At 40.8% G+C, this 25,815-nt stretch carries 17 protein-coding genes and 1 riboswitch; of the genes, 7 read left to right on the top strand and 10 right to left on the bottom strand.

The window, feature by feature from the left end; genetic code table 11:
* Positions 1–3 precede the first annotated feature (3 nt).
* Positions 4–669: a DNA alkylation repair protein gene (locus MUN87_RS11760; RefSeq protein WP_244740329.1), complete on the top strand. Its 666-nt coding sequence runs from the start codon at positions 4–6 to the stop codon at positions 667–669.
* A gap of 740 nt (positions 670–1,409) precedes the next feature.
* Here MUN87_RS11760 and MUN87_RS11755 read toward each other — a convergent pair.
* From MUN87_RS11755 to MUN87_RS11740, 4 genes are all read right to left on the bottom strand, one after another.
* Positions 1,410–2,714, bottom strand: coding sequence for a TRAP transporter large permease (locus MUN87_RS11755; protein ID WP_244740327.1), 1,305 nt, complete (start codon positions 2,712–2,714; stop codon positions 1,410–1,412).
* A 19-nt stretch (positions 2,715–2,733) separates the two neighbouring features.
* Positions 2,734–3,222 carry a TRAP transporter small permease gene (locus MUN87_RS11750; protein ID WP_244740325.1) on the bottom strand — a complete coding sequence of 163 codons (489 nt, stop codon included), beginning with the start codon at positions 3,220–3,222 and terminating at the stop codon, positions 2,734–2,736.
* A gap of 4 nt (positions 3,223–3,226) precedes the next feature.
* Positions 3,227–4,240, bottom strand: a complete 1,014-nt coding sequence (locus MUN87_RS11745) for a TRAP transporter substrate-binding protein (protein ID WP_244740323.1) — start codon at positions 4,238–4,240, stop codon at positions 3,227–3,229.
* A 312-nt stretch (positions 4,241–4,552) separates the two neighbouring features.
* Positions 4,553–4,807, bottom strand: a complete 255-nt coding sequence (locus MUN87_RS11740; RefSeq protein ID WP_244740322.1) for a hypothetical protein — start codon at positions 4,805–4,807, stop codon at positions 4,553–4,555.
* A 348-nt stretch (positions 4,808–5,155) separates the two neighbouring features.
* Positions 5,156–5,235, top strand: a riboswitch (ZMP/ZTP riboswitch).
* A 39-nt stretch (positions 5,236–5,274) separates the two neighbouring features.
* On the opposite strand from MUN87_RS11740, the gene MUN87_RS11735 reads away from it, so the two are divergent.
* Positions 5,275–6,117, top strand: coding sequence for a class I SAM-dependent methyltransferase (locus tag MUN87_RS11735; RefSeq protein ID WP_244740320.1), 843 nt, complete (start codon positions 5,275–5,277; stop codon positions 6,115–6,117).
* 278 nt (positions 6,118–6,395) lie between these two features.
* Here the strand turns inward: MUN87_RS11735 and MUN87_RS11730 are convergent, their stop codons facing one another.
* From MUN87_RS11730 to MUN87_RS11715, 4 genes are all read right to left on the bottom strand, one after another.
* On the bottom strand, positions 6,396–6,950 hold the full coding sequence (locus MUN87_RS11730) for a hypothetical protein (protein ID WP_244740318.1): 555 nt from the start codon (positions 6,948–6,950) through the stop codon (positions 6,396–6,398).
* A 205-nt stretch (positions 6,951–7,155) separates the two neighbouring features.
* The gene (locus MUN87_RS11725) at positions 7,156–10,095 is read right to left on the bottom strand and encodes a phosphatase PAP2 family protein (RefSeq protein WP_244740316.1); all 2,940 of its coding nucleotides are present in this window, start codon (positions 10,093–10,095) and stop codon (positions 7,156–7,158) included.
* A gap of 207 nt (positions 10,096–10,302) precedes the next feature.
* Entirely contained in the window at positions 10,303–14,382 is a 4,080-nt protein-coding gene (locus MUN87_RS11720; protein WP_244740314.1) for an endo-1,4-beta-xylanase, read from the bottom strand.
* Positions 14,383–14,760: 378 nt separating this feature from the next.
* Entirely contained in the window at positions 14,761–15,258 is a 498-nt protein-coding gene (locus MUN87_RS11715; protein WP_244740312.1) for a lactoylglutathione lyase family protein, read from the bottom strand.
* Between the two features lie 611 nt (positions 15,259–15,869).
* Here MUN87_RS11715 and MUN87_RS11710 point away from each other — a divergent pair.
* Positions 15,870–17,801 carry a fructose-1,6-bisphosphatase gene (locus tag MUN87_RS11710; protein WP_244740311.1) on the top strand — a complete coding sequence of 644 codons (1,932 nt, stop codon included), beginning with the start codon at positions 15,870–15,872 and terminating at the stop codon, positions 17,799–17,801.
* A 54-nt stretch (positions 17,802–17,855) separates the two neighbouring features.
* On the opposite strand, the gene MUN87_RS11705 is transcribed toward MUN87_RS11710, so the two are convergent.
* The gene (locus MUN87_RS11705) at positions 17,856–18,902 is read right to left on the bottom strand and encodes an NAD(P)/FAD-dependent oxidoreductase (protein WP_244740309.1); all 1,047 of its coding nucleotides are present in this window, start codon (positions 18,900–18,902) and stop codon (positions 17,856–17,858) included.
* Positions 18,903–19,139: 237 nt separating this feature from the next.
* Here MUN87_RS11705 and MUN87_RS11700 point away from each other — a divergent pair, with 237 nt between their 5' ends.
* Positions 19,140–20,768, top strand: coding sequence for a rhamnogalacturonan lyase B N-terminal domain-containing protein (locus tag MUN87_RS11700; RefSeq protein ID WP_244740307.1), 1,629 nt, complete (start codon positions 19,140–19,142; stop codon positions 20,766–20,768).
* A 155-nt stretch (positions 20,769–20,923) separates the two neighbouring features.
* On the opposite strand, the gene MUN87_RS11695 is transcribed toward MUN87_RS11700, so the two are convergent.
* Positions 20,924–21,556, bottom strand: coding sequence for a YesL family protein (locus tag MUN87_RS11695; RefSeq protein WP_244740305.1), 633 nt, complete (start codon positions 21,554–21,556; stop codon positions 20,924–20,926).
* A gap of 1,034 nt (positions 21,557–22,590) precedes the next feature.
* Between MUN87_RS11695 and MUN87_RS11690 the strand changes: the two genes are divergently transcribed.
* Genes MUN87_RS11690 through MUN87_RS11680 form a run of 3 tightly spaced genes read left to right on the top strand, consistent with a single transcriptional unit; the run spans position 22,591 to position 25,772 of the window.
* Positions 22,591–23,553 (top strand): carbohydrate ABC transporter permease, encoded by a 963-nt coding sequence (locus MUN87_RS11690; RefSeq protein WP_244740303.1) that lies wholly within the window; start codon positions 22,591–22,593, stop codon positions 23,551–23,553.
* 19 nt (positions 23,554–23,572) lie between these two features.
* Entirely contained in the window at positions 23,573–24,406 is an 834-nt protein-coding gene (locus MUN87_RS11685) for a carbohydrate ABC transporter permease (RefSeq protein ID WP_244740301.1), read from the top strand.
* 46 nt (positions 24,407–24,452) lie between these two features.
* Entirely contained in the window at positions 24,453–25,772 is a 1,320-nt protein-coding gene (locus tag MUN87_RS11680; RefSeq protein WP_244740299.1) for an ABC transporter substrate-binding protein, read from the top strand.
* Positions 25,773–25,815: the final 43 nt, after the last annotated feature.

Genomic DNA, 25,815 nt, shown 5'->3' with positions numbered 1-25,815 from the left:
AAAATGGACGAAAAAAATGCAGTAACAAAACGCTCATCAAAAGCAGAAAACATTCTGCTTCAGATCAATAGTAATACCAAGTTAGGCGACTTACGTAAAATCGCGAAGGACATTAAAAAGGATCACGAATTAGCTATGGAACTTTGGTCAACGGAAGAATTTATGCCCAGACTATTAGCGATCTTAATTATGGACAAAAAACTTCTTTCAGAAGATGTGCTAAACAAGTTTGATAAGGATATGCAGACCCATACTTATGATGAGCGAAATAACTTAATGGACTGGTTATTGGCTAATCAGCTCACCAAAGACAAAAAGAAAATTGCGTTGATGGAGTCATGGGAAAATAGTCCGTCTGCTCTGCAAAGGCGAGCTTTCTGGTATTATCAAGGTCGATTGAGATGGATGGGAAAAACCTCGCCTGATAACACCGCAGACTTGTTATCTGCATTAGAAGCTAATCTTGCGCAGGAAGAACCGGAAGTTCAATGGGCGATGAATTTCACCGCTGGCTGGATAGGTGTTTATGATGAAAAGAATCGTGCACGTTGTATGCAGCTTGGTGAGGAAACGGGTCTTTACAAAGATGAAAAAGTAGCAAAAGGATGTACGCCCAGCTATTTGCCGGAGTTCATTAGGATTGAGGTTAACAAACGACAGAATAAGTAGTCACCTTAATGTTAAAAATACAGTAGTGTACGTGAAGTAAAGCGTTAGTTCCAGTTTATCAACTCTAATATCTAAAAAGAAGAGGCTGTGACAAAAGTATATTAGATAATCGATAGCCGAACGTAACAAGAAATGTTTCGAATTAACATTTGTGGTACGTTCGGTTTTTCTATTGTGCCGTATCTATATACTGCGAAGTAACAAGAACCGCGAAATATAGGTATCGCGATCAGCTAGGAGACCATTTTGACATGGTTTGTCTGCTAGAATGCCACTCCGTCCAACCACTCCGCGTCCTGCGGGGCACGGCTGAAGCTAACTTTGTGAAGAAGGGCGCTTCACAAAGTGGATCTTCAGCACCTGCACAATCCCGCGGGAGTCTCCGTAGTTGGACTACGTTAATGTTAGATACTACAATTAATGTAAGAGGACGCATGCTGAGCGGTATCCTCATGTGTTTATACTACTTTCTTGAAAATGTATGGATAGCAGCAGACATATTTTCTTATCGCATTTTTCCCGCTGTAATAAGATAAAGTATTGGAGGAACTGCCCTCTTTTGATATACATTGTATTACTTCGCAGTATGCTTTCACTACGGATTACGGTTAGATAGGGCAGTAACTACTTTTTTGGGATTGCTCGTATTTTACATCCGCGCTTCTGTTTTGTCACAGTCTCTTTTTGTTTTTTTATATTAATTAACAGTCACACAGCCGATCACGATTGATCCACTTCACTTACAGCCCCAACAAATTAGGCAAAAACAGACTAATCTGCGGAATATACGTTACCACCATCAATAGCACAAATATCGCAATATAAAAAGGTGCTAGCGGCTTGATCAGGTTTTCGACTTTCTCTTTCCCGACCATCGAACCGACGAATAAACCAGTTCCTACAGGTGGCGTGATTGTACCAACGCAGAGGTTCAAGATGAAGAATATCCCGAAATGGACCGGGTCGACACCAATGTTTTCGGCAATTGGTAAGAAAATAGGTGTAAAAATCAAGATCGCTGGCGCCACATCCATGAACATACCAACAATTAATAAGAAAATGTTAATCAGTAACAGGATCACCAACGGATTCGTCGATAAGCTGAGAATGAAGTCACTTAACGCGCCAGGAATTCCTGTGAAAGCCATGGCAAACGACATCATCGAGGATGCCGCGATTAATAGCATGACGACACCGGACATTTCGACGGATTTGATTAAAACTTCTGGCAATTGTTTCAGGCTTAACGAGCGGTAGTAGACCAATGCTAAAAATAAGGAATACACGACACAAACCGCTGATGCTTCAATCGCTGTGAACACGCCTGTTAAGATCCCGCCGATAATGATGAAAATTAATAGAATACTAGGGATCGCATCAAGAATGACTTTCTTCTTATTAATTTTGGCTAATTCAGCTTTATCCACTATCGGATAATTTCTTTTTTTAGCTGTGAAAAAAGCAACGGCCATAATCGTTACCGCCCACAACAAACCGATGATGTAGCCACCCATGAATAAGGCAGCAATCGATGTCCCCCCACTAATTAAGGAAAAAATGATGAACCCTGTACTCGGCGGGATCACCATGCCAGATGGGGCGGAGGCGATGTTAACTGCTGCAGCGAATTTTCGGTCATAGCCCTCTTTTTCCTGCAAAGGTACCATCACACCGCCGATCGCAGTAGATGCCGCGATGGCAGAGCTGGAAATCGAGCCGAATAAGGCGTTACCGACTACGTTTGTATGAGATAAGGAACCGGGAACTCTCCCGACCATTAATTTGGCAAAGTCGACTAATTTCTGGGCAATCCCGCCATTGTTCATAATCACGCCAGACAGAATGAAGAATGGCACGGCAATTAAGGAGAAACTGTCCAGACTCGCGACCATTTTCTGTCCTGTTGTAAAAACAGCGACATCTAACGGCAGCATTAAAAGTACTGTCGCCAGGGAAGCGATTGCGATACAGATGACAATCGGAATCCCTACAGCGAGTAATATAGCAAATACAAGGACTAACATAATACTGGCTTCTGCAACCATAGTGAAGTCACCTACTTTGTTAAGAGTTTTCTTGCGGTTGTGTTGGATTGCTGGTATCGAGTAAATTGATCACCGCATAGCAAAGGATGATGACACCTGATACTGGTAGTGCTAAATAGACATACCCCATCGGCAAATGCAAGGATGGAGATATTTGTGCCATTGTTAGGGATACGGCTTTCGTGCCACCTGTTACCATGATGATCGCTAACAAGATAAAGCTGATTTGAACGGTGATTTCCAGCCAACGCTTTTTCGATTCACTTTTTACACGGTCACGAAGAAAGGTAATCGCGATATGGCCTTTTTTGCCAACCACATAGGCACCAGCTAATAAGGAAAACCAAATCAGGCTGAATCGGAGAAACTCATCTGTAACAGAACTTGGGTTATTCAGGATATAGCGGCTGATAACCTGCCAGCTAGTAACGACGACCATCACCATCAGCAGTGTAGTAGTGATGATCTCGATCGTGCGGTTAAGGTATTTTCGAAAAGCTTGATTCATATAGTTACTCTCCCTCTTCGCTGGTACTTTCATTTCGAATCGCTTGATAAAGACCGCCTAATTCCTCGTCATCTTTAAATTGATCGTGAATAGGCTGAACCGCTTTCAAAAACGGTGCTTTATCGACGTCGTTGAATTCGACATTATATTTTTCCTTGGCCTCTTCTTTTTCCGCCTGAACGGCCTCTTCAAACACTCGTTTTTCATATTCGGTTGATTCTTTCGCAGCTTCATGAACCGCTTGCTGTTGCGATTCGGTCAGTTGATTTAATGTGTCATCGTTCATGACGACGATGTCAGGTACACGGGTATGTTCGTCATACGAATAGTACTTGGCCACTTCACCATGCCCAGCCGTAACCAGGACGAACTCGTTGTTCTCAGCACCATCAATAATGCTTTGCTGCAGTGAGGTATATACTTCACCACTTCCGAGTGGTACAGCTGTTCCACCCATTAACTCGATCATTTGGATAGCGGTTTCACTTTGCATCACGCGGATTTTCTTGCCCTTAATATCTTCAGGCGACTCCACAGGTCCGTCCATCATATAGAAACTGCGTTGTCCAGAATTATAATAGGTGAGACCGACAAATCCTAAATCTTTAGTAGATTGATAGACTGGCTTAATAATCTCTTCATTTTCCATGACACGGGTAAAGTGATCAATATCGTCGAACAGATACGGAATACCAAAGACAGAATACTGATCAGAAAAGCTTTCAAGTGCGGAACCGCTTACCTTTGTAATATCGATCGCACCGGTTTGGGTTAATTCAATTAATTCACGTTCGCCACCCAGCTGGCCATCAGGGAAGTATTCGACTGTTACTTCTCCATTTGTTTTCTCTTCGACTAACTCGCCGAATTTAGCCATGGCATCCTTTACTGGCTGTGCGTTGCTGGCATAGGCAAATCGTAAGACAACATGCTCCTTCGCTTGTGTCTGTTGACTGCATCCGGTTACAATTATCAGAATACTCAGACTCGTAAGTAACCAAAAGATTGTACGCTTCATGATAGTCCCTCCAAGCATTTTAGACCTTATTTGATAGATTAAGTGCTTACATTACCATTTAGTTAGCATTATACAAACGAACAAAAGCAAAGTCAAAAATATAAGAATATTTTTTGTTGAAATATGTGGTTTTGTTTCTGTTTTTTGTTCAATAAATTGTCACATTTTGAGGGGTTATGAAAGTGAATCGATTACTATCGCGAATCCATCGAATGAAAATATTAAGTTAAAACATTCGTAACATTTGGTAATATAGGATTAAATAATTCCGTTGTTTTATCATCCATCGAGCCCCGAAAGTTAATTTTCCTTTTATGGCATAGAGGAGATTGCTATCTCTATTAAACTTGTAACAACTAGCAAAAAAAACATAAAGGAACTTGAATACAGGATAAGCTTCCTTGTCATGTTTTTGTCTTTTATCTGTTTATAAGCAATAAAACCTAACACAATAGCAATAAACCATATAATCATACCCAACACCGAAAATAAATAAGGTGAATTTGCTAACCACAATACGCTAACAAATAAATGAAAAAGCATTAAAACCCAAGCTAACCGTTTCATATCATCTCTCCCTTTGTAATCAGTAATGCCTAATGCTATCAATGTTCAATTTAGTAAGTTTGTTCTTATTTACATTTTCGATATACCGTTAATGAAAATGCCATGATGCTCATCCCTTTCAAACTTTTATTTTAAAATAATATTTATTATTTTGCAATAAAAGTTTATTGAAATTTAATAAATATATTGTTTATTTATTTAGGTTTTAAAGAATTAATCAGCTTCACTAATTAGAAATTTTTAATAATTTAAGTGTATCTATCATTTAGTTTGGCAGCCCTCACAGAAATAGATGGCCAATCTTGGTAGTTGTATTTAGTGTATTGCTAGCATATAATAAAACCAATAATTGGTATGTGTAACTGGCGTAAATGTGGAAAACCACAAGGAAGCACATATCTATAATGCCGTACGCCTGGGCAGAGGTAGAGGATTTTTTTCTCTGCCTCTTTATTTTGGAGGAGGTTATGAAAATAAACAGTTCCTATCAATTTGACCGATTCAAACCAGAGCGAATGCAATCTGAAGGAAGAAGATTAACAAAAAATGTAGAAAGTCATTCTCAAACATTAATGCAATTATTTCTTGAGAAGGGTTTGTATGAAGCCCAAAAGGTATTAGATGTAGGTTGTGGAACAGGAGCGATGATTGATTTATTTTCGAATGTGTTAACAGATAAGATTTATTATGGCGTGGATAATAGTAGTGAAATTTTAGATATTGCCAAAAAACAGCATGAACGTAAAGAGGAACGGGTTACATTTGTCCAAAGTAATGCAAACCATTTACCATTCTCGGATAATAGCTTTGATTTTGTATATACTCGGCTTGTGTTAATGCATAACTCTAATCCAAATGATATTATCAGGGAAATGATAAGAGTGTGTAAGCCAGGTGGGGTAATTTGTGCGGTGGAGATAGATGATGGGACACAGGTATTCCATCCATATGGTGAAGAGCTTTCGAAGCTGATTAATGCCAATATAATGTATGCTCATTTAAATGGTACAGACAGGACTATTGGCAGAAAACTATACTCATTTTTTGTGAATGAGAACAGTGTAAGTGATGTAAACATAATCATTCAAACGAGTGATTATAGTAATAAAAATAGAAAAAATGAAGAAATGCCTATCTTATTGAAGTTTGCGCTAGGGGAAGATGAAGGAAAACGATTTGTGGAGCAAGGTTTATTAACCGAGAACGAGAGAATGGAATTAGTTTCAACGTTTATTCCTGAATTTTGCAGTGATCCAAATCGCTTTGAATCTTCCTCATTTATGTATGCTTTTGGAAAAAAAGTTGATTAATATTTTATGGTAATTAACCGTTCTTTTTATAGATACCGGTTTGCTTTACAAAATGTTATATTTCACATCCTTAGAATAATGAGGAAACAAAATGGTCGTTCCAATTCATTTTTGCTAAAAGGGAGAGCATTATTGTTGCGATAATGCTCTCTATCAGTTGAAGAAGAAATCCATATTGTTTTCATTTAATGTAAAGATACTTTTATGTTTCATTCTATCTCTCTGATAGCTTTCTTTCGGTTATACATGACGATAAAATCGTAATACGTTTATTTTTATTATTCATTGAAAATATTAGTTAAATCGCCATCATCAAGGTAATCAATTTTAGCTATTCTTGATTCCTCATTTACAATAGCTTTACCTGATATTTCGGCTTTTTCTTCTTTATTACCTTCCTTTTGATACAAAACATTAACTCTGAAGTCATAGGAACTTTCTGCTGATTCACTTTGTTTAACATCAATATTCTTCACGCTGATTTGATAATTTCCATAATAAGCAGAGGTTTGGAAATCCATTGCATATGCTCCGATGAATTTGTCATACATTGTATCAGTGAAATATGTTTTATATTTTTTTTCTAACAATTTGTCTAGTGCGGTGGGGTTTTCCGGGGGAGAGGTTTCTTCTTCTTTTATAATTGATGCATTTTCAGGCTTTTCCAATAGATTAATCATTTCTAAGTCTGGTCCTGTAAATTGTTCTTGTAATACTGTTTTTATAGTAGTGATATTGTTATCTTCTGCAATGGTTTGTGATTCTGAAGAGCAGCTTGCTAATGAAAACGTAGCTAATAATAAGCTAATCAAAAAAGTCGCTTTAATTTTCAAAATATCTATCCCTCCATATATTTTAGAAATGTCTTAACTTTATCTAAGGTATTACTATAATACGATTAAAACTATTGAAAGTTTCATTTTTTCACTACGACTATATTGTAATGATTAAATGGTGTGAACATACCAAAACAAAAGCAAACCAAATCAATGATGATTTGGTTTGCTAATTATTTTCATATATTTACTCAAATATCGGCTATGCTTTTCTTCTTATGAAGAGAAAGATCACGCCACTTAAGAAGAATAACATCCCTGCCAACAAATACTGATACGTCGAAGTAGCAGTGTCAGGCAATGTTTGCCCATCGTCCGTAGCAGGCTGCTGTTCTTTCACTTCCTGTTCGAAAACGGTATAGGTGCTGAAGTGACCGGTTTGTGCTGTCACGTTTCCATCCTGCCATTCTCCGCCAATTGCTTCCCATTCTTCAGTCTCTGGGTTCCAATAGAACAGTTGCACCTGATTTTTATCCTTTACGTTGTCGCTATCCACAGAAAAACGCAGCGTTACTTTTTCCTCAAAGGTATCTATTTGTTTGTCGCCTTGTTTGATTTCAAAGTCGTAGACCACACTTAATGCGTCATCGATATCAGCTAAACGTTCTAACTGGATCGTTGCTGCCTCGGATCCATTCGTGAAATTAACGGCAGCGAGTTGCAAGCTTACATTTTTCAACTGGATGAGGATCGTTATATCATGTTCCTTCAGCCATTTTATTTGTTCTGAAGTAAATGACAGGTTGATAGAGTCATTGTGGCCAGCTAAATCGATCGGTAATTCACCTTGATCGGCTAATATATGAAGCGAATCAGTTTCGATCGTTGCTTCGCCATTGGTAACGTCAGGTGTTAAGGTAACGCGAGTTTGTTTCTCCGGTTCTTCTGGATCTTCCGGATCAGCAGGATCTTTTGGATCTTCTGGATTGACGGGCTCTTCGGGATCTTCCGGATCAGAAGTATCGATTTCATCAATATGTGCAACGACACTATCATTGTTGTAAGTGACAGAGACATCGTAAACACCAGCTGTCACATTATCGAATGTACCTTTTACCTGGTTGGCAGTCATTAAAGTAATATCTGCAGACTGGTCTATTTCATAATCAGAAAGATCCAAGTTCAGATCGCCACCATCAAGGTATATCTGTCCATCTATATTTAATTGCGTTCTGTCATTATCCATTGCAATATTTAGGCTTCCGGCTTCCATTGTTACGTTGCCATTTACCTTCAGTTGTTCATCTGCATTAACTAAAACTGTACCATTTTCTACATAAAGATCGCCTTCTCCAAAAGCAGTCGCAGAAGTAGCTTCTAGCGTTCCCCCTTGTAGCAATGTGCCTCCTGAATAACTATTAGTACCTGTCAATGTAAGGGTCCCTGTTCCTTGCTTTGTAAGCATACCACTGCCAGTAATATCATTTCTCCACCAATCATGGGCATTGAATCTTCCTTTTGAAGCATCCATATTCACGGTTACATTGCTTAGAAACGCACCATATCCATCAGATGCTGTGACCAAATCAAGTCTGCCCCAACCATTGGATTCGTCTATGACAGGATAACCTGAATCAATTTCTGTGGTATATAATACTTCTCTGCGTTGGCTATCTGTTAAATAAGGCTGACGAGTTTCTAATAAAACTTCTGCCCCTTTAGGTACTACAGGGTCTAGACCTTTTGTTCCTGTTTGAGGTAATCCGTAAGTTAGTTTTTCCCGATAGAATGCTTTATTTGCTTCATGATCTTCCCACTTCTCTTCATCGTACGCACTTTCAAACGTATAATCCTCTGTTACGGTATGTGCATATTCGTACAAGCTCATATCTTGTGATGCAGCTATTTCACCGAATACTTGTCCAGCATTTTGATAAGCTTTATCCAATACCTCTTGGTTTTCGGAAAGATTGTATGCATAGGCAGTCATTGCGGTTGATTGTATTCTTGCACCGATAACATCAAGAGGAGAGTGCATGCCAGTCACAATTCTATTTTCTCCCATTTGAGCTGCTCTTGTTAAAAACTCAGCATATCTTTCTGGTGTTGCGTATGCAAATCCGAACGTGGAAAGATAAGAGGCACTTGTATGCCCGCTAGGAAAAGCTCCGTCTTTGCCTCTTCCGTCTTCTGCTTTTCTTTTTACATATTCTAACGCAGGAATAACTTCCACATTTGTTTCATATTGCTGATAATGTCTTTCTCCTGTTTCTTTTTTACCACCTGAAGGTAATTCTTCTACTGTACTTTCACCGCTGCCGATGGTATCCCAAACAGGTAAACCGTTCTCATCAACAACTTCTATCACTTCTCCGGTTGCATTCATTCTGTACGGTCTCGGAGAGGAGAAAAAGTACTTAGAAGGATTTGACGAAGAAGGATTTCTAAATCTGATTAAATGAACTAAATCCATTGCATCTGACAGTTCAGATTCCTCCCATTGTCCCATTCCTTGTGCCTGGTCCTCAACAGTCGTTTCTTCAAGTACGCTATTCATATCCTCTGCTGACCTGACAACACTTGTGACCGGATTGACAATATCTGCGTAGGTATTCGCTAAAGGACCATAAGCTTCCATCATACTGTATATCTTATCTCTTTGGTCATCATAGTAGGCTGCTAACGCCTCTTCATCCGTTCTGTCTTTCGTAACGTCTTCTACATATTTTATGTTAGCTGTCCAAGTCTCCGGATCCCTGATTTCTGCGTTAGCATATGTAAGCTTATCCGCTACTGCCTTTGTCTCATCATTTTTATATCCATCAAAATACACGGTAGGTCCGTCACCATATTTAGCAACCTCACCATTTGCACCAGGTATGGTTAACGCTGTTCCGTCTCTCCAATCTGATTGATTCATAGACCAGACCTGATCAAAACCATCTAAGATATTTATAAAAGGGTTAGTAGCAGATATATTTTTTAAGATAGAATCATTAGCATTTCCGCCATTATCTACTGCTGGTAAAGGTTGTTCGACATCTGGAGCATCTGTATTTAGTACTTCAGTAGTTCCTTGTGGTTTTGAAGGCTTTGATTGCTCCATATCAGAATATTGATTAGCGGCCTGAACAGGAAGCTGAGAAGGTGCCATAATCAGCACTGCAAGTAATATTATTGCGATTTGTTTTATGAATTTCATAACTTTTTGATTTCTCCTTTTCTTCTGCAAATTTTGAAATTAAGTAACCACACAAACCACTCTAAGGACTGTATGTTAAATAAATGTAGGGAAACTGTTAAAATTGTGTGAAGTTTATATTGATAGAGAGAGCGGAAATTGTAGTATCTTTGCACAAAAAGAAACAAACCAAATCATATGCGTGATTTGGTTTGTTTTTATATAAGATTATGCTTTTCTTCTTATAACGAGGAAAAATATGCCACCTATAAGGAGCAACATCCCTGCCAACAAATACTGATACGTCGAAGTAGCAGTGTCAGGCAATGTTTGCCCATCGTCCGTAGCAGGCTGTTGTTCCTTCGCTTCCTGTTCGAAAACGGTATAGGTGCTTAAGTGACTGGTTTGTGCTGTCACGTTTCCATCCTGCCATTCTCCGCCAATTGCTTCCCATTCTTCAGTCTCTGGGTTCCAATAGAACAGCTGCACCTGATTTTTATCCTTTACGTTGTCGCTTTCAACAGAAAAACGCAGCGTTACTTTTTCCTCAAAGGTGTCTATTTGTTTGTCGCCTTGTTTGATTTCAAAGTCGTAGACCACACTTAATGCGTTATCGATATCAGCTAAGCGCTCTAAGTGGATCGTTGCTGCCTCGGATCCATTCGTGAAATTAGCTGCAGCGAGTTGCAAGCTGACATTTTTTAATTGGATGAGGATCGTTATATCATGTTCCTTCAGCCATTTTATTTGTTCTGAAGTAAATGACAGGTTGATAGAGTCATTGTGGCCAGCTAAATCGATCAGTAATTCGCCTTGATCAGCTAATATATGAAGCGAATCAGTTTCGATCGTTGCTTCGCCATTGGTAACGTCAGGTGTTACGGTAACACGAGTTTGTTTCTCTGGTTCATCTGGATCTTTCGGGTCTTCAGGATCTGCCGGATCAATAGGATCTTTTGGATCTTCCGGATCTGGCTCAGCTGTATCGATCAGCGTAAGTTCACCGAAGACAGAGGTGTCCTGGAAGCCAGCCCCGGTTGTGTCGTTCCATGTAGCAGCGCTTTGGCGGGCGCCGTCTGCTCCGTCATTAATTTGGACATCAAAACCGATCTTTTGCTTGTTAGCCGGTGAAATATGACGCAACGGTATCTTCATTTCTACCATGTATCCATTATCTGATACATGTGTAGCAGATTCGAAGCCTTCTGCTATACTGGTTGGATTGAAAGAAGTTTCATTATCGAAATTAACTCGATATTGGCCATCATCGTCTTCATAGAAAGCTGTTTTGCCATTGTTCTCATCGATAAAAACTTCAACTGAATCCTGTTCCCACGGATTTTCGCTTGATTTGTCCAGTTGTGTATCACTGACCTGAACAAGGACGTATAAATGATCCTGATCCCATAGTGTTTTCGCAACACCGTTTGCCCCTTGCCACGCCATCTGGTAGCGATCTACAGGAAGCTCTGCTGCGTTGTCCCAGATGTCATCAAGCGTTCCGTCAATGACTGGTGTGCCAAATGTTGCTTCGCCTTGCCGTGCATCTTTTTCTACTGGGTCATAGTTGTCGATGAACGTTTCCGGATCAGCGATCGCATAATAGGCTGGTTTGGCCTGCAAGTTATCGTCAAATAATAATGGACTTTGCTCAGCCCGCCAGCTGTTAGCATCATTCAATCCCCAAAAAGTTACCCGGGAAATACTATTGGCATGTTCTTGATAGAGCTTGAATAATTGTGCATACAGGTACGCTTGCTCATTTGCTTCTTGTTCTGTCTGTTCATAATTGCTGCCTCCTGTCACATCAAGCTCGGTTACGCCAACTTCTACACCAAGCGAGATGAATTTCTCCATGGAACGGCGGACATTTTCAGGATTAGTATTTAAGTTATAGTGTGCCTGCATCCCAATACCGTCAACGAGCAGCTCACCATTGTTCTCTGCGGCATAGTTTGCATTAATTTCTTTGACCATTTGATAAATAGCTTCTGCTTTGTTTTGATTATCATCATTATAGTCGTTGTAATAGAGCTTGATCTCCCAGCCATTTTCATCAATGACTTCTTTGGCTGCCCGAAAAGCCTGTTCAATATAGTCTGGTCCAATTGCTTTATACCAGCCTGATTGGCGTAGGGAACCCTTCCAGTCTGATGGATTCGGCGGGTTGTCATTCATCGCCTCATTGACAACATCCCAAGAGATGACATTGCTGCCGAAGTGCTCTACAGATGTTTTGACGTGGTTTCTTAAATTTGTTAATGCTTCCTCGCGAGGTAAGGGATCGCCATTATCATCGGTATGCAGGGATTCATTGGATTGCTGGTGCCAGACAAGGACGTGTCCATGGATGTTGAACCCTTGCTCCTGCGCTTGTTGGACGAGCTCATCTTCTGCTGAGAAATCGAATTCACCTTGATCATTATAAGCAGCACCAGGCTTCATCGCGTTCTCTGCAGTAACAAGGTTATGGTGGTGCTTGAGCAGCTCTAGTCTCGTTCCTTCGAATTCAGTGGCGGATACCGCGTTACCGATCAGAAAATCATCTTGGTATATCTCTTTAATCGGTGTTAACTCTTTTTCAATGTCGACCGCATCAGATCCAGTCGGCTGGAATGAAATATCGTCGACATAGAAGGAAGCAGTTGCATTATTGGAACTTTCGATATAAATCGTTAATGCCCCATCACCGAGACTGCTGTAGCGATACGTACCTTCCAGCTTTACCCAGCCATCTGCTTTACTGACTGTTTTACTTTGTATACTATTGTAGCTGGCATTGTCACCTTCCCCTACTTGCGTGGAAAGCTGCAGCTCGGAATTGTCAGGAGAGATCAGCTTCACCCAGGCGGAAATCGTATATTCTTCACCTTGCGCTACATATTCGGCAACCGGAAGAGCGGGACCGTGCCATGTTTCGGTTCTGTCCTCGACTTTTAACGAAAAAGCACCATTATCCGTATGATTGGCTTCATCTGTTATGATCAATGTCTCTGTTCCAGATCGGCCTTCGAATCCTCCGGTTGATTCGTCTTCAAAAGTAATTGGTGCCAAGGATTGTGCCGGTGGTTGTTCCGGATCCTTTTCAACAGTAGTGATAAGGACATCACCAATATAGAAAGGAACGGTTGCACCTGCTTCGTTGGATTGAATGCGCAGCGCAGAATCTTCGGACGTATCGACCGTATATTGGCCAGATAGGTTAAAAGATTGTCCGGCGGCTAAGTCAACCCCGGCAATCCAACCGTAGCTGTCGATATTTTGCAGAAAAGCTTGGGCCCCTTCTGGAACGTTTGCGTTTTGATCTACATAACCTTTAACCGTAATGGTATACGTTTTGCCATCTTCCATACCTAAATCATCAAAACGTAGATCAACACCATCCCAATTGTTGGCCCGATCGCTGATTAATATTGATTTTCCATCCTCGTTCCCTTCATATAACAGATCGGATTTCGACGTTAAAGTGGCATTACCGGCTAGGATGGCTGCACCTTTTCCATCAGCGAATGTTTCGTGAAAAACAGTCGTTGTTTCATCGTCTGTTTGTTCATCTGGTGCAGGTCCGCCAATCCATTCCGCAATGTCTTGTAAGCTAGTATCTGTTTTGACATAATACCGTCCCATTGCAAAATCTCCTCCATTTGGGTGTCCGACTTTAAAAGCATACTTGATGCCATTTTCCTGATTGGCCTGTTCGGCTTGTTCATTATAAGCACCATAAGGATACGCCATCAAAACAGGATCCTGTTTCGTGATGGTTTTCAGATAGGTGTTCGCTGCTGCGATTTCTTCATTGGCCTGTTCGAGTGTAATGTTATTGGTCCATACACCATCTTCCGTATGTGTTTTCGAATGGTTTTGAAGACTTATATTCGGTTCATCGACAAGACTTTTTAATTGTGCTTCCGACATGCTGTAATCACCATCAACCCAGTCACTTACAACAAAAAGAACAGCCTGCATGTCATATTTCTTTAATATAGGTAGCACATTGGTGATAAAATCTGGGGTCGCATCGTCGAATGTCAGCAAAATTGATTTTTCTGAGGGAGCTCCTTTGCCATCCTGTATCTTTACATATTCTTCAGCTGATAAGGTTTGGTAGTCGTGGTCGTGAAGGTATTGCATCGTTCGTTCAAATTTTTCAATACTTGTATCGGTCCATTCATTGGACGGATTCTCGATGATTTTGTGATAAAGTAACACGGGGATGTCTGCACTTGCTGCTTGAGTGGTGAGAGTAAAGCTTGATGATGGGAAAACGAGCATAATGATTAACAATAGCGAAATCGATTTTCTACCCATAGATTCAATCCTCCATTTTAAAATATTGTGAAGCGCTTACAAAATCGTGGTGGTATGTCCGTTGTAATTGTAACGGTTTAGAGGAAGGGCGTTAACCCTTAAAGTATAGGAGAAACTTAGAAAAGTAAAGGGGTTAACAGCAAGGTGGTTCAATGGTTTGTCAAGTGGCCACATTCGAGCGAAAGAGAGGAAAGTGAGAGTTGTAGTGAACGAAAGAAAGTCTTCTTTAAACAAAGCGTTTTTTATTAACATTAGCTTTTATTCTATTAAGAAAATGTTATCAATGAAGCAGACTTAGCGATGAACATTCACTATGTACCAAGTATAATAAAAACGTCGGCATCCGCTAAGAATCGAAGCGAATGCCGAAACCTTTGCTTAATAAGCACCGTCAGAATAAGTTAATTCATAACTGTGGCTGTAAATCTCGATTAAATTACCAAAAGGATCCTCGCAATAGACCATTCTGTACGGTTTTTCGTTTGGATAATATTCGCGGACAGGCATTCGCTGTTTTCCGCCATGTGCGACGATTTTCTCTGCTAGTCCTTCTACGTCCGGGTCCTGTACACAGAAGTGAAAAATACCTGTTTTCCAATATTCAAAATTATTCTCTGGTGTTTCATTGTTTGCAAACTCAAACATTTCGATCCCGACTTTGTCTGAAGTGGACAAGTGTGCGATTCGGAATTGCCCAAATCCGGCACCGAAGACATCTGTACACATCTGGCCAATCGCACTATCGTCCTCCTCCACAACGGATGGCTCCATAATGACATACCAGCCAAGTACCTCGGTATAGAATTTTACTGCCTCGTCCAAGTCCGGAACAGACAGTCCAATATGTGAAAAAGCACGTGGATAGGTTTTATTCAATTCAATCATCTCCTTATATCATGTTGCTTGTACAGTGTAATAAAAATAGTGCGCCATGTGAAGAAGGCACTTTTTAGTAACCATCTCCTTATTCACTATACCCATTTTTGTGATTGATATAATCATAAGGAATTAATCGTTGCGTTGGTTTAACACAAAAAATAGCCCCCTTGTCCTCAGCAAATGGGTAAAGGCTATTTTTATTAGATAACGCCAATTCCCTAGACATATTCTTTATTTATACGTAAATATGTATTCCATCATTATTAAGCTCCAAGATCGAGAAAATAAAAATACGGGTTCCTATAATATGGATTATGTAATGCTAGCCATCGCTGCCAAGCATCCATATTGAGATTTTTAATGTGCTGGGATACCGCTTCGGCCAACCACTCCATATCAAAATGGACTTTTAATATTACAGCTCCACTTTACATAATCCGTACTATAGGTACCCCGTTAGACCAATCAGATGTATACCCCTAAATAAATTATTATATGCTTTTTAATTATTTGTGTTGTATTTTATAACATATCAATAGATATATGTTGTGTTTATTGTTACAATATAGGATATATTTTGTTAGTTGTATAAGGGGGATATTGTCACGGTGAATACGAAATACTTAGATTTGCTTGCAGAAAAATATGATTGCGAAGAGAAAGTAGTTACGGAAATTGTTAATTTAGAAGCGATTTTAAATCTTCCGAAAGGCACGGAGCACTTTGTCAGTGACTTGCATGGTGAGTATCACGCCTTTCAGCATGTGCTCCGTAATGGATCCGGGAAGGTAAAAGAGAAAATTACTGATATTTTCAAAGATAGATTAACAGATCAGGAGATTGATGACTTTGCCACGCTGGTCTACTATCCCGAAGATAAAATTAAATTAATGAAAAATAAATTCTCCAGCAAAGACGAGCTGCACGAGTGGTATCAGGAAACGATTTGTAACATGATTACACTGATTCCATATGCCTCATCGAAATATACGCGTTCCAAGCTGCGCAAAGCTTTACCAGAGCAATTCGTCTATGTTATCGAAGAATTGCTGTACAAATCAGATAAGTATTCCAACAAGAAATCCTACTATGAAATGATACTGCAACAAATCATTACACTCGGTCAATCGGAGAAATTAATTACAGGTCTCGCCTATACCATCCAACGACTTATCGTCGATCACCTCCATGTCGTTGGTGATATCTATGATCGGGGACCAGACCCTGATAAAATCATGGATACCTTGATCAACTATCATTCCCTCGATATTCAGTGGGGGAATCATGATGTGCTCTGGCTAGGTGCCTTTGCAGGTTCTAAGGTGTGTCTGGCAAATATTATCCGAATCTGTGCACGCTATGATAACCTCGACATTATTGAAGATGTCTACGGCATTAACCTTCGTCCGCTGTTGACGCTGGCTGAGAAATATTACGATGACAATGTACCTTTTCGCCCGAAAGAGCACAAGGACAAACCGCTGTCAGATCATGAAACATTACAAATCACCAAGATCCATCAGGCGATTGCAATGATTCAGTTTAAACTGGAAAGTCCAATTATTAAGCGCCGGGACTTTTTCAATATGTCGGAACGCTTGGTGTTGGAAAAGGTAGATTATCAGAATAACGAAATAACGCTTTATGGTAATACCTATTCGCTTCAGAATACCTGCTTTGCCACGATTGATCCAGCTGACCCAGCCAGGTTACTCGAAGAAGAAGAAGAAGTGATGAATAAGCTGTTACTGTCGGTGCAGCACTCAGAAAAACTGGCACGACACATGAAATTCTTAATGAAAAAAGGGAATCTCTACTTGCGCTATAATGGCAACCTATTGATTCACGGCTGTATTCCACTCAACGAAGCTGGCGAGATGGAGCAGATGGAGATCGAGGGCGAAACCTATAAGGGAAGAGCACTGCTCGATCAGTTTGAACACTATTTACAATATTCTTTTTCTCATCGGGATCGGACTGATGATCTGGCAACCGATATGGTCTGGTATTTGTGGACAGGGGAGTATTCCTCGTTGTTTGGTAAACGGGCAATGACAACCTTTGAGCGCTATTTTATCGATGACAAAGCATCGCATAAAGAAAAGAAAAATCCGTATTATTATTTAAGAGAAGACGAGGCGGTCTGTCGTAAATTACTGGAGGAGTTTGAGCTTGATCCCGATCAGGGCCATATTATTAACGGCCATACGCCGGTAAAGGAAATTGAAGGGGAGAACCCGATCAAAGCTAATAGCAAAATGATCGTCATTGATGGTGGTTTCTCCAAAGCCTATCAATCTACTACCGGTATTGCGGGTTACACGCTGCTTTATAATTCTTTCGGTATGCAGCTCGTTGCCCATCAGCATTTTAACTCGAAAGAGCAGGTGATTAACAACGGCGCTGACGTTCTTTCTGTCAGACGGGTAGTGGATAAAGAAATGGAACGGAAAAAAGTAAGGGAAACGAACGTTGGGAAGGAATTGTTAGAAGAGATTGAGATGTTGAAGCGATTGATGGAATATCGATATATGGATTAATTAGAAAAGGCGGTTCTGCCTGTGATGTGTCGCAGGAGAACCGCCCTTTGTATCTCATTCATAATATCCGTAATCCGCTAAGTCCAAGCTGGTATCTTCTCCAGATAGAAAGTCAGCTACTTCACGCCCGATAACAGGACCGGCCGTTAATCCTGTGGAACCCAATCCATTAACGACGTAGATATTGTCGTCGTTATAGCCGATGAATGGCAAGGAATCTCTCGTGAATGGTCGTAATCCTACAGAGACATGGTGATCGTCGATTGCTACATCTGGAAAATAGCGTTCTGCTTCATGATGTAAATAGGCCTTATTTTCCTGAGAAGGCGTAACGGAGAATGCCTCTGTTTTCTCATGAGTCGTACCGATTGCAAAGCTGTTGTCGGCACCTGTTCCAACAATATACATTGGACCAAGTCCCATCACAACCGGCGTGTCTGCAGAGTTTGCGTCTTTGTCCAGTTGAAAATGTAATAATTCCGCTCGTTGATGACGGACTGCTGGCTGATCGTGAAACTCACGAGCCCATGCACCTGCTGTATAAATGACGGTACCTTCGCAGTCACTGGGATCCACGTCATCCGTTAGCCATTTCCCTCCGTGTGCCAACACACCTTTTTTCAAAGAAGTAAGCAGGCTTTCGCCATCAATTTGACCGCCACCCTCAACAAATACTGCTGGGTAATAGTCAGTCAAGAAAGGATGCATTGCTTTTACATCTTCCTTCGACATTTTCGTGACGCTTCCCATCTCGGGAGAATCTGCCTGTTTAGCCGATATCCGCTCGTATGCCAGCTGCTGAATCCGATCATCCTTAAATAGACAGATAGCACCGTTTTGTTTGTACCCTGTCGGCTGATTCGTCGTTCTTTCCAATTCGTTAATAAATGCAGGATAGTATCGCGCACCTTCCTGGACGAGGCGGTACCATTTTTTATTGCGGCGCTGGCTGGTCCAGGGACAGATAATGCCGGCAGATGCGAATGTTGCCTGTCCTTGATCGAATCGGTCAAAAACAGTAACGCTGTGTCCTTTTTTGGCAAGGTGATAAGCGATGGATGCTCCTGCAATTCCACCACCAACTATGGTAAATTCCTTCATCTTCTCCGCTCCTTCAAGTGCTTATCAATTCTAATATTGTAACATATGCAAAGGGGTGCTGTAGTCCCTCTTGCATTACCTATAATTTCCATCAAGTTAGCAACTATTGAGGATTCTATTTTTTAACATATATGGTAATATACAAATGAATAAGGAAGGGGGTGCCCGTTTTTCTTACGCATAAATGTAAGCGTATTTATTCGTTATCTTAGCTTAATAATGATAGGAGGAGAAAGGATGAGAAGCAACTTAAAACGTAATGCACTCTTTATGATCTTCGCTGCAATCATCATCGTGGCAGGTATGGTATTTCCGGCTGAAAAAGGACAAGCTGCTACTGTTTACGTGACGGATAACGGTTCTACATTGGTAATTAATACGGGTGCTGGTCTGGAATACACAGTCGACAAAGATAATGGTGATATTACTTCTAGTAAAATGAATGGAGTAGAGCTGACCGGTTCCACAAAAAATTCCCATATTGCTTCCGGTCTCGGTTCGGGTGCAGATGTGACCTGGAGCAAATCGCCATCAGGCTCTACTGTACTTATTACCGTTAGTACTGATACACTTACACATTACTATTCATCAAGGGGCGGACAAAATATTATTTATATGGCAACCTACACAACACAGGAGCCGTCCGTTGGGGAACTGCGTTACATATTCCGTGGGAATGGTAACGTGTTAACCGATGTACCGGAACGCTCGAACAATAGAGGAACAACAGGGGCGATCGAGAGCTCTGATGTGTTTGGTCATTCCAATGGCTATACCACTTCGAAATACTATGGCAATGATCAGGCCAAGGATTTAACGATAAAAGGTGCGACAGGGAATAATGTCGGTGTCTTTATGGCGTACGGTAATCGTGAAAAAAGTTCTGGCGGTCCTTTTTTCCGGGATATTCAATTCCAGAGTGGAGGAGACACCGAAATTTATAATTATATGAATTCAGGACATGCTCAGACAGAGGACTGGCGGATGGGGCTTCACGGTCCATATGCATTAGTATTTACGACAGGTTCAACGCCAAGTATTCCTGATTTCAGCTGGATGTCGAGTCTGAATCTGCAAGGTTGGGTTTCCAGCAGGGGAAAAGTGGTATTAAACGGCTTGAGTGGTATGGATTCGAACTATGAATATACGGTTGGATTTTCCAATGATAATGCCCAATACTGGACGACTGCATCTTCTTCTGGAACCGCAGTGAAAGACGGCATGATCCCAGGGACGTATACGATGACCGTTTATAAAAAAGAACTGGAGGTATACAGCGAACAGGTGACAGTATCGGCTAATCAAACGACTACGCTAAATACGAGAACCATCAACAATGATCCGAGCGCAGACGTTGCGATTTGGCGGATTGGAGATTGGGACGGAACACCTTGGGAGCTGAAAAATGGGCAAACGATTCCGCTCCGTCATCCTTCTGACAGCCGAAACCAGAGCTGGGGGCCTGTGACATATGCAGTGGGAAGTGCAACGAACAAATACCCGGCGATTCAATTCCGTGGTGAGAATTCACCTACAACAGTGACGTTCAATCTGACTGCAGCTCAGGCAGCTTCCTCACATGAATTAAATATTGGTATTACAACTGCCTATAATGGTGGCAGACCAAGTATTACGATGAATGGTTCATCATTAGGCTTTCATAGTCCATCCAATCAGCCGAATTCGCGTAGCTTCACGATTGGAACCTACCGAGGTAACAATACGACATTCTCCTGGACCGTTCCTGCTTCTGATCTGGTAGAAGGAACGAATACGATGACGATTACGCCGGTTAGTGGTTCCAGTGACTTAGGTAACTGGTTAAGTGCTGGCTGGGTGTACGATACGGTGGAATTAATTGATTGATCACGGTGCTAACCGTTCTGTATGACTCCTACTTTAAGTCTCGAGTATCGCAAAGAAGCTAAGTGGGAGTAACCTGATAAGTTTCGCTAATGATCAGTGGGGGTCAAAAACCCCGCTGATCAAAGTCTCACTTTATAAGCAGCGGCTCTCCTGTTTCATTTTTGTGAAACGGGGGAGCTGCTTTTTTGTTTGCGTTCGACTTTGCGATACGATAGATTCGCAGATGACAGAATAACCAGTGCTAAGATACTTGCGGAGAAAAAGAAACCAGTGCCAGGGATGTTGGTCAGTAAAAAGTAGACAGCAGCAAACCCGAAGATGATGAACAAACTAGGAACAGGGTTATACAGCGTTAAAAGTATCCCATTTTTTATCAGCATGGTTAATGTTTGCTCAAACTCTACATAAAGAGCTAAGGTATAACAAATGACGAGTACGGAGAGACAGCACATTATGATCCAAGTGTATAACAGATAGATGGAATCAATAGTTTGGATAAAGGAGAAGTTGATAAAAAGTAATAAGCTTATCCCAGCTACTATTCCTCCGACTCGGTTGCTTCTCCAGAACTCTTCTTTATAATAACCCCAGAAAGTACTCCAGATAGCAGGAGAGTTTCCTTTTAAAAATTGTCTTAATGTTGCGAGTAAGGCAATTGTCGCTGGAAAGAACCCCAACAGAATGCCCCCGATTAACGTAAAGCATATCCAAAGCAGATTCAGATAAGCAAGCCTGGCAAACCAGTTGCAGAACGTATAAATGGAATTGGTGAATGTACCGAATTGCATGTCCTCACCTCTTATATATAGTTAAATAATTTTGTGACAATCATGTTGCCGTCCAGTCGCTACGGTCCTAAACGAGCGCTTGCGCTTTTCTTATCAGTAAAGAAAGTATATAAGTCTGGTCACAGCAGTAATCATATTGAACATGATTGGAGTTCCTATAATATAGATTATGTCAACTAGCCACTTTATGCCTAGTGGTAATATTGAAATTCTTCATGTGCTGGGATACCGCTCCGTCCAACCACTCCGCGTCCTGCGGGGCACGGCTGAAGATCCACTTTGTAAAGAAGATCACTTTACAAAGTGGATCTTCAGCGCCTGCCTGTCCCGCGGGAGTCTACGTGGTTGACCTACGCTATGATGTGGACTCTACACAATTTGTAAGAGATAGCATGTTGATCACTGTATATATAACAGGAAGAATTGAATGAATAACATAATGCCTAGAACCACTGCTTTTAGCCGTTCCATACGTTGTAGCACTTCCCTCAAGCGTAGGAAATAGGCGGAGACTCCCGTGGAATCAGCGCGAGCTGAAGATCCATTTCGATTGTGCCTGTGTCTGCAAGTAGCGCTTCGAAGTGAGCTTCCTCGGCACAAGGCAGCACAGATGTTGTTCAAGTAGTAGCCTAGCTGAAGCCGTGCCACAGGACGCGGAGCCTATTTCCGGAGCTTTGCAACGCAGATAAAATATTTCAATATGACCGTTTTGCCATATAGCCTTAGTTGACATAATCCATATTATAGGAAGTTGTTTATTAATGAAGTCAACTAGGACCGGGTGGTTTATGCCTAGGTTTTCTTATCATAACTATAACATCAGTGCTGGCGATGTATATCATCTATGAACGATGAAGTAAAAATTTTTTCAATGTGGTAAAAATAGTGCACCGTTTTTGGTTTGCTCAAAAGTCCACATGATGAAACACGGAAAAACAGGTAAATATTTTACGCAACAGGTAAAAAATATGGATTGTTGAAAGCGAATTCAAAATCTATACTGAGGCTACTATCAGAAAAAAGAGGTGAGCAACGTGAAGACACAATCTGAAGCAATTGATCTAACAGAACAAAAAAAGAAAGCACAGAAAAAGGCACGAAAAAGAAACGGTGATCCTTTTAGCGGCTGGAAAGAGAATATGTCAGGTTATCTGTTTATTGCTCCTATGTTTCTCGGTACTTCTTTGTTAGTACTATTTCCGATATTCGCATCACTAGCGCTTAGTTTTACCGATTGGAACTTTGTTTCCGGCTATAACAATGTGAATTTTATCGGATTCGATAACTTTACGGCACTTTTTTCGAATGGGCTATTTTTAAAAGCCTTGAAAAATAATTTTGTTTTATTATTGGCGATACCGGTTACGTTAATGGTTTCCTTGGCTTTAGCCGTTATTATTAATCGGTATGTGTATTTGAAAGATTTATTTAAGGTCATTTACTTTATGCCATTTATATCGAGTATTGTAGCGGTTGCGGTTGTCTTTCAAGTTATGTTTCATCCTACGCAAGGGCCAATCAACCAATTGCTGATGTCAATCGGAATCGATCACCCACCTGAATGGATTGCCGATGTAGCCTACTCCTTGCCATCTGTCATGTTGATTATGATATGGACAAGCATTGGATTCAATCTGATCATCTATTTAGCTGGGTTACAGAATATCCCTAAGGAATTATATGAAGCTGCCCAGATAGATGGCGCTTCCGCATGGTTCCAATTCACTAAAATAACAATACCATTGGTGTCTCCGACGACATTTCTACTTTTAGTCACAGGAGTCATCTCGAGCTTTAAAGTATTCGATTTAATTATTGTACTGACAGAAGGTGGACCAGCCAACTCGACATTGACACCAGTCGTATATCTTTACCAGCAAGCCTTTATCGAATTGAAAACGGGATATGCTTCTGCTATTGCATTAGTCATGTTTATCATTATCTTAATCATCACATACCTTCAGTTTATTGGACAGAAAAAATGGGTGAATTATTAAGCAGAAAGGAGTTCATGATATGACATTTCGATTTGACACGAAAAAATTGATCACAACTATTATAATGGCTATTATCGGTCTTGCCTTTTTAATGCCGTTCTTCTGGATGATATCCGCATCTTTAAAAGTCGAAGAAGAGGTTCTTACTTTTCCGATCCAGTGGATTCCTGAAACGTGGCATGCAATCGAAAATTATAAAGAAGTCTGGACCGGTTCCATGCCGTTTTTCCTGTTATATTGGAATTCGATTAAAGTAACGGTGTTGACAACACTGACTTCCGTTACGATCTCGTGTTTAGCGGCATATGGGTTTGCCAAAATTAATTTCAAGGGAAGCAATGTATTATTTCTAGTGGTGTTGGCTACTTATATGATTCCGCCACAAACGTTGCTAGTTACCCAATTCCTGCTTTATCGCTGGATAGGGCTATATGATACACATACAGGCCTGATTCTGTTGAATAGCTTTAGTGTGTTTGGCACCTTTATGCTTCGTCAATTTTATTTAGGTATCAGTAATGAAATTATAGAATCAGCAAGGATGGATGGTGCGGGTCATTTCAGAATTTTTACTGCGATTGCCTTGCCGTTGGTCCGCCCGGCAATTGCCACTTATGCGATATTACGATTTATCTGGACTTGGAATGACTTCCAATATCCATTAATCTTTTTGCGGACAGAGGCGCTCTATACGATACAGTTAGGTGTGCAGAGTTTTTCGGATCAACATGGTAGCGTTTACTCGCTGATGATGGCAGCTTCAGTGTCAGCGATACTACCGTTATTAATTATCTTTATTATTGGTCAGAAGAATGTCATTGAAGGCATTCAGCTCGGTGGTGTAAAAGGGTGAGTCCTCTTTTAAAAGAGGTTTATATAAGAAAATCAGGAGGGGTTAGATGAAAAAAATAAGTTGGTTTGCTTTGATTGGGATGTTACTAATGGTGTTCTTAGCAGCTTGTTCAGGGAATGACGAAACATCCAGTGGAGAAGATGGTTCATCCTCAGATGATCAGATCACCTTGAAATTCGTGCATTGGATCAATGATGATGTTGGGAAATGGGAGTCGCTGATTGCTAAATATGAAGAAGAAAATCCGAATGTAAAGATTGAATCGATGCCACTCGTCGAAAATATGAACTCGGAGGACTATTTTAAACAGCTGGATTTGATGGCATCAGCAGGAGAAAAAATGGATCTGGTCATGTTTTCTAATATGAATGACTGGGTGAAACGAATTGATGCAGGTTTGGTCGCGCCAATCAATGAATACCTGGATGCAGAGGGTATCGATATTAATGAGGTATACAATAACACGTATCCAGCGATTGATGGAAATTATTATGGCTTACCAATGAAGAATGTAACAAATCTCGTTATGATAAATAAACAGCATTTGGATGAAGCGGGTTTAGAGATTCCTACCGAGTGGACTTGGGAGGACTATCAGAAGTATGCCGAGCAATTAACAACAGATGATCATTATGGATCTTATTTACACAGCTGGCATAACACCCACTCTTCCCTGAAGCTGTTAAGTAAACCTGAAAATACCATGATTTTAAAGGAAGATGGCTCATCTAATGCGGATGATCCGATGTTAAAAGCGTCGCTAGAATTAAGAAATCAACTGGAAAATGCCGATAAAACATCGGTACCGTTCACGGAAATTCTCTCGCAGAAATTAGATTACCGTCAACAATTCTTCAGTGGAGAGGCGTCTATGATTCCGATTGCCAGCTATATGATTACTGAGTGGGGACAGTTTACACCTGATTTTGAGATTGCCTGGGCACCATGGCCAAAAAATAGCGCCGACGATGAAGCATATTCAGCTATGGGTGGTGACCTTGTATCGGTAGCGCAAAATTCCGAGCATAAGCAGGAAGCCTATGATTTCATGCGCTGGTTAACGACAGAAGGAATCGTGGAACAAGGGGTTTGGGTGCCTTCATGGAAAGAAGCGGATTTAGACACGGTCTTGGAGAAACTGGCGAGCGGAACAGAAAATCCGGATGCGATAGATATGGAATCGTTGAAGAATGCACTGACATCTGTTCAGCCTAGTAAATCTTTTGCGCCTCCTTCCTATGTAACGGAAGCCTATACAGAATTTGATGCAGAAGTTGAATTATATTTATTAGGAGAACAAGATTTAGAGACCACGATGCAAAATATCCAGGAGAAGGTGCAAGCGGTGGTGGATGCGAACCAGTAGCGGCACTTTGCTATAATAGAGAGAAAACACAAGTTTTCTCTCT

It is taken from the genome of Gracilibacillus salinarum, assembly GCF_022919575.1.
Taxonomy (GTDB): Bacteria; Bacillota; Bacilli; order Bacillales; family Amphibacillaceae; genus Gracilibacillus; species Gracilibacillus salinarum.
The sequence above is the reverse complement of the archived record's forward strand: the minus strand, read 5'-3'. Positions and strand labels throughout refer to the sequence as shown.